The sequence below is a fragment of the Psychrobacter piechaudii genome (assembly GCF_900162825.1).
Lineage (GTDB): Bacteria > Pseudomonadota > Gammaproteobacteria > Pseudomonadales > Moraxellaceae > Psychrobacter > Psychrobacter piechaudii.
Map to the genome: position 1 here is coordinate 1 of NZ_FUGE01000196.1, position 4,664 is coordinate 4,664.

Genomic DNA, 4,664 nt, shown 5'->3' on the forward strand with positions numbered 1-4,664 from the left:
AAAAACCAATCTAGCTAAATCAACATACGATGCAGGATGGTTTGAGCTTAAACGACAACTGGAATACAAATGCAAGCATGCAGGTTGTCAGCTTGAGATGGTAAATGAGAGTTACACTACCCAGACCTGCTCGTGCTGCCACAAGATAAGTGACAGTAGTCCGAGAGGTAGAGCAGGTTTGCGAATAAGAGGATGGAGGTGTGCTGAGTGTGGCACATGGCATGATAGAGATATCAATGCTGCTAAGAACATCCTTGCGGTCGGGCTTGACCGTCTAGCTGTAGGAATCCCCTCGGTTTAGCGAGGGGAGGAGGTCAACCTGCATTAACTGACTTGCTACTACACTTTGTAGCAGCTGACCAACAAGCTTTGGTAGAGCTAGACTAAATATCCTGAGTTTGGTATAAGCCGGTCAAAAAAAGAAGCTCTTGTGCCTTTGTGTGCTTATCTCAAAAGCTTGATGGGAAGTTGCACAGGTATTAGCTTTGTGGATGCTACCAAACTATCTGTATGCCATAACCGGCGGATTAAGCGTCATAAGGGGTTTGAGGGGATTGCTCAAAGAGGCAAGACAAGTATGGGTTGGTTCTACGGATTTAAACTGCACGCCATTATTAATCATCACGGTGAGTTATTATCGATTAGAGTCACTCCGGGAAATATAGATGATAGAGAGCCGCTAAGACAGAGGCTAGCAAATGATATATTCGGTAAACTGTTTGGTGATCGAGGGTATGTCAGTCAAGATTTAAAAGATAAACTGTTTAATGACTTCAATATCGATTTTCTCTGTACACGACAAAAATGCTCGAGCCCATTCCGGATTCTGTGTAACTGCAATTTGCTAACAGAGTATAAGCAGTTACACAAAATTTGGGAAAGTCTCTAAATCAAATAAACTTCTCAAACAATCCTAAAAGCTCATTTTCACTTAGCTTGACTTCCCCTTCATGATCAGTGCTTAAGATAGATTTAGCAAGCTCGGCTTTATTTTTTTGCATATCAATAATTTTTTCTTCAATGCTTTGATTAGTAATCAGTTTGTAAACGAATACAGGCTTGTCTTGTCCAATCCGCCATGCCCTATCAGAGGCTTGGTCTTCGGCAGCAGGGTTCCACCAAGGGTCATAGTGAATTACAGTATCGGCTGTGGTTAAATTCAGACCTACACCGCCCGCTTTTAGGCTGATTAGAAACACAGGTACTTGCCCAGTCTGGAAAGCATCGATTGCTTCATTACGTTTTTTGGTTTGCCCCGTGAGTGTAGTAAAATCAATTTTTTGAACAATAAGTTGCTCTTCTATTAACGCAAGCATACTGGTAAATTGTGAGAAAATTAGAATTTTGCGGCCCTCGCTGACCATATCTACCACCATTTCTATCAGATAATCAAGTTTGGCGGACTTCATAGTTTTATATTTGGTAGGTTTTTTGTCTTTTGGCAAACTATCCAAATTTAGCAAGCTAGGGTGACAGCAGACCTGTCGCAGTTTGAGTAACGCATCCAAGATTTGGATTTGACTGCGTTTAAAGCCTTTTTGAGCGATGATTTTTTTGATGCTATGCTGCATGGTCGCTCGCACTGCTTCATACAGTTTGGACTGCTCGTTATTCATGTCAATATTGACTTCGATGGTAGTTTTGGGAGGTAACTCTTTGACAACGTCAGTTTTCAGACGACGGAGCATAAAAGGTTTGACTCGATTGATTAGTTTTTTGCGTTTGTGTTGATCACCTTTTTTCTCAATAGGATGGCGGTAGTTTTTATTAAAAACATCTTGACTGCCCAAGAACCCTGGCATCAGAAAGTAAAATAACGACCACAATTCACCGAGATGGTTTTCCATGGGAGTTCCTGTCAGACATAGACGGTGTCTGGCGGTCAGTGAGCGTAACACTTGGGCGGATTTACTGCGGGGGTTTTTGATATTCTGAGCTTCATCAAGAATAATTTGGTGGAATTGATGGTCTTTTAGAACCTCTTCATCACGCACTACCAGCGGATAAGTAGTAAGCACGATATCATGCTGTTTGATCTTGTCAAAATCATCATGGCGATTTGGGCCATGCAGTAGCAATACGGACAGCTCTGGAGTAAATTTCTCGGCTTCTTTTTGCCAGTTATGCATTAGTGAGGTGGGAGCAACGATTAACACAGGCCGGTCGGTCAAATGCCCTGCCTGTTTTTCCATTAAAATATGAGCAAGCGTTTGGGCGGTTTTACCAAGTCCCATATCATCAGCAAGGACACCACCATGTTCAGTTTGGGCTAAAAACTGCAGCCAAGCTAAGCCCTGTTGTTGGTAGGGCCGCAATTCCCCATGGAAACCTTTTGGTGTAGGCAGGTTGGACTGATAGCCTGCTTTTAGCTTTTCACTAAACCTTTTGAGTTTTTCAGGCATTTGCCATGCCATACCTAGGGTGTGCTCAAGGTCAAATAATTGGTGGGCATCGTATCTATCGATTTTTCGATCATCTTGTGATAACAGATGACTTAAATTTTGTAAAATCGGCAAAATTTCTTTAAAAGCCACTGCTAACTTAGGGCGACCGCTACCTACATTCACCGCAAATAGATGATTTTTATCAATGAGATTTTCAATATCTTTCTGCATCAGGTAAGGATACTGCTCCAGCAAATACGCCACGATACTCAGCAAATCATATTTATGCCCTTCGCTATCGCTGACCGTTGCCCCCACTTCAAACCAGTGACTGCCCTCATCGCCATTATCAATTTTATCATCAGTCAAAGTTTCGACAACCAACTCTGGATTGTGCGACATTTCAGCATCAATCGGACTGTCCGTTAAATGCTCAACTTGCCAACCGATTTCGGCAAGTTTATTTATAGGCAATAAGGCGTTGAGTGCTTCGTCCAATTCAATAGTGGCTTGATTTTTACTGACATTTTCCGCTGTTTTGAGCCATTTAAAAGAGTTCAGCTGTTTTTTTAACGCTCTTAAGGCTTTGTTCTCGGCTTTAATATCTCGGTATTGATGGTAGCGCTTGCCTTGATATCGCGTGGTAAAAAACTCAGTTTCAGTGCCTGTTCTGGCAGGGATTTCCCCTGTTTTATAGGAAAAAACCAATTCCGCCTTGACAAACTTTTTGTCAATCCATTGCTCTTGCCATAGTACTTTTTTCATTTGCCAAGGTAAGTAGCGTTCGTCGATACTGCTAAAACGGATTATCGGCTGTGATATGCCATGGACATCTTCAATGGGTTGGACGGATTTGGGTTTAGGTAATTTTTGAGTTATTTTATGACTTGATAAAACATCGTCTACTTCATTTACTAATTGTTTGGGAATAACAGGCATGCTCATCAGTCTAAATAGCATGTCGCTTGGCATATCACCGATAACATCGGTATTGACTAACCCAATCTGACGTTTAGCGCGATTAAAAAAGGTTAAAGGCTGAGTAAATAGCACATCAAAATTTTCGATTTGACCAAACCTATAGCGATTTTGGTCTTTGTCGAGTAAATTAAATTGGAGTTTTTCGCCATGCTGGTGGTTGTTTTCAAGCCACTCAACTTCCATATTTAAAATCTCATCTGACCAAGTGATAGGATGAAATTGCTCTTCTTCCCAATCTTTATCCCACTGGGTTTTATAGTACAAAATCTTATCTTCTATAAGTTGCTTTATTAAGTTGAGCGGTAATTCGTTAACTATCATGTAAGCCTTAGAAAAAGCGGCTAGTTGCTGTGCTTTGACATGGTCATAAATTTGATTAAATAACGCTTTAGTAGCTACGGGGAACTGTGAATAGCTGTAATAAATATTGCTGTATTGATTATAGGTTTTGGGAGCTCTAATTTCGCCTGATTTGATGCGCCGAACTTTGATTAATTCTAGCTGTAATTCCCCAAACTCTTGTTCAATTAGATATACAAAAGGGGAGGACTGATGATTGACTGGGTAACTTTTTGTGTTTTTATCTAATTTAGTTAAGTTTTGGCGTAAATTCTTGAGCCAACGCAAAGCCTTATCATGTTGGGTGCTGTTATTTAAAGTTGTGTTAAGGCCAGATTGGTCAAATCTGCTAGTTGGTGGTATAGGTAAGGGTTTAGCTAATACCGAGGTTAATTCTTGGTACTCTGATAGATCGTTAAGCTCAGATTTTTTTTGCATTAAAGCTTGCAGGAATTCTTCACCTTCAAACGAAAACTCACGCATGTAATTGTTTTTCTCGGCTTCTTCGTTTCGAAAAAGACGTGCTAATGCCGCTCCGTGCTTACAAAAACTTCCCACAGGGCAAGAGCAGTCACTTTGTGTGATACGCTGACTCGCTTTGTGGTAAGCAATTTTGGTGTGGTATTCTTTCGTTCCTTTAACATTAGCTTGTAGTAGAGTGGCTTGAGCGCTTTCAGTTCTTTCAAGACTGGCGAGATCAATTTTGCTGACATACTCAAGGCTTCGGTTAATGGTTTGGCTGTTAAATTTATAGAGTAAGTTGGCAAGAGGAGTGATAGGTTTTGACATGGAAATTCAAGCTCTTATTTAAGGTTACGCAAAAAAATTATATTATCTATCATTTAGGGCTTACACAATATCTGGTGGTGGTTCAAAAAGTAGGCTGACATTAGACATACCCATGATTGATGTAAAAGAAAGCTAAATCAAAGGCTTTAAAGTGATTTTCCAGCTTTTTAG

The 4,664-nt window shown here is 40.6% G+C and carries 3 protein-coding genes; 2 read left to right on the forward strand and 1 reads right to left on the reverse strand.

What is annotated here, in order from left to right; genetic code table 11:
• Positions 1-301: RNA-guided endonuclease InsQ/TnpB family protein (locus A1019T_RS10590; protein ID WP_143514114.1), on the forward strand; the 301-nt coding region annotated here is incomplete at its 5' end.
• A 102-nt stretch (positions 302-403) separates the two neighbouring features.
• Positions 404-889 carry an IS982 family transposase gene (locus tag A1019T_RS10595; protein ID WP_279626185.1) on the forward strand — a complete coding sequence of 162 codons (486 nt, stop codon included), beginning with the start codon at positions 404-406 and terminating at the stop codon, positions 887-889.
• A 1-nt stretch (position 890) separates the two neighbouring features.
• Here A1019T_RS10595 and A1019T_RS10600 read toward each other — a convergent pair whose 3' ends face one another.
• Positions 891-4,493 (reverse strand): DEAD/DEAH box helicase, encoded by a 3,603-nt coding sequence (locus tag A1019T_RS10600; protein WP_077451610.1) that lies wholly within the window; start codon positions 4,491-4,493, stop codon positions 891-893.
• Between the last annotated feature and the right edge of the window lie 171 nt (positions 4,494-4,664).

What these genes read in the sequence shown, in the direction of transcription:
- A1019T_RS10600 (WP_077451610.1), bottom strand. Translation starts at nt 4,493, where the DNA reads ATGTCAAAACCTATCACTCCTCTTGCCAACTTACTCTATAAATTTAAC.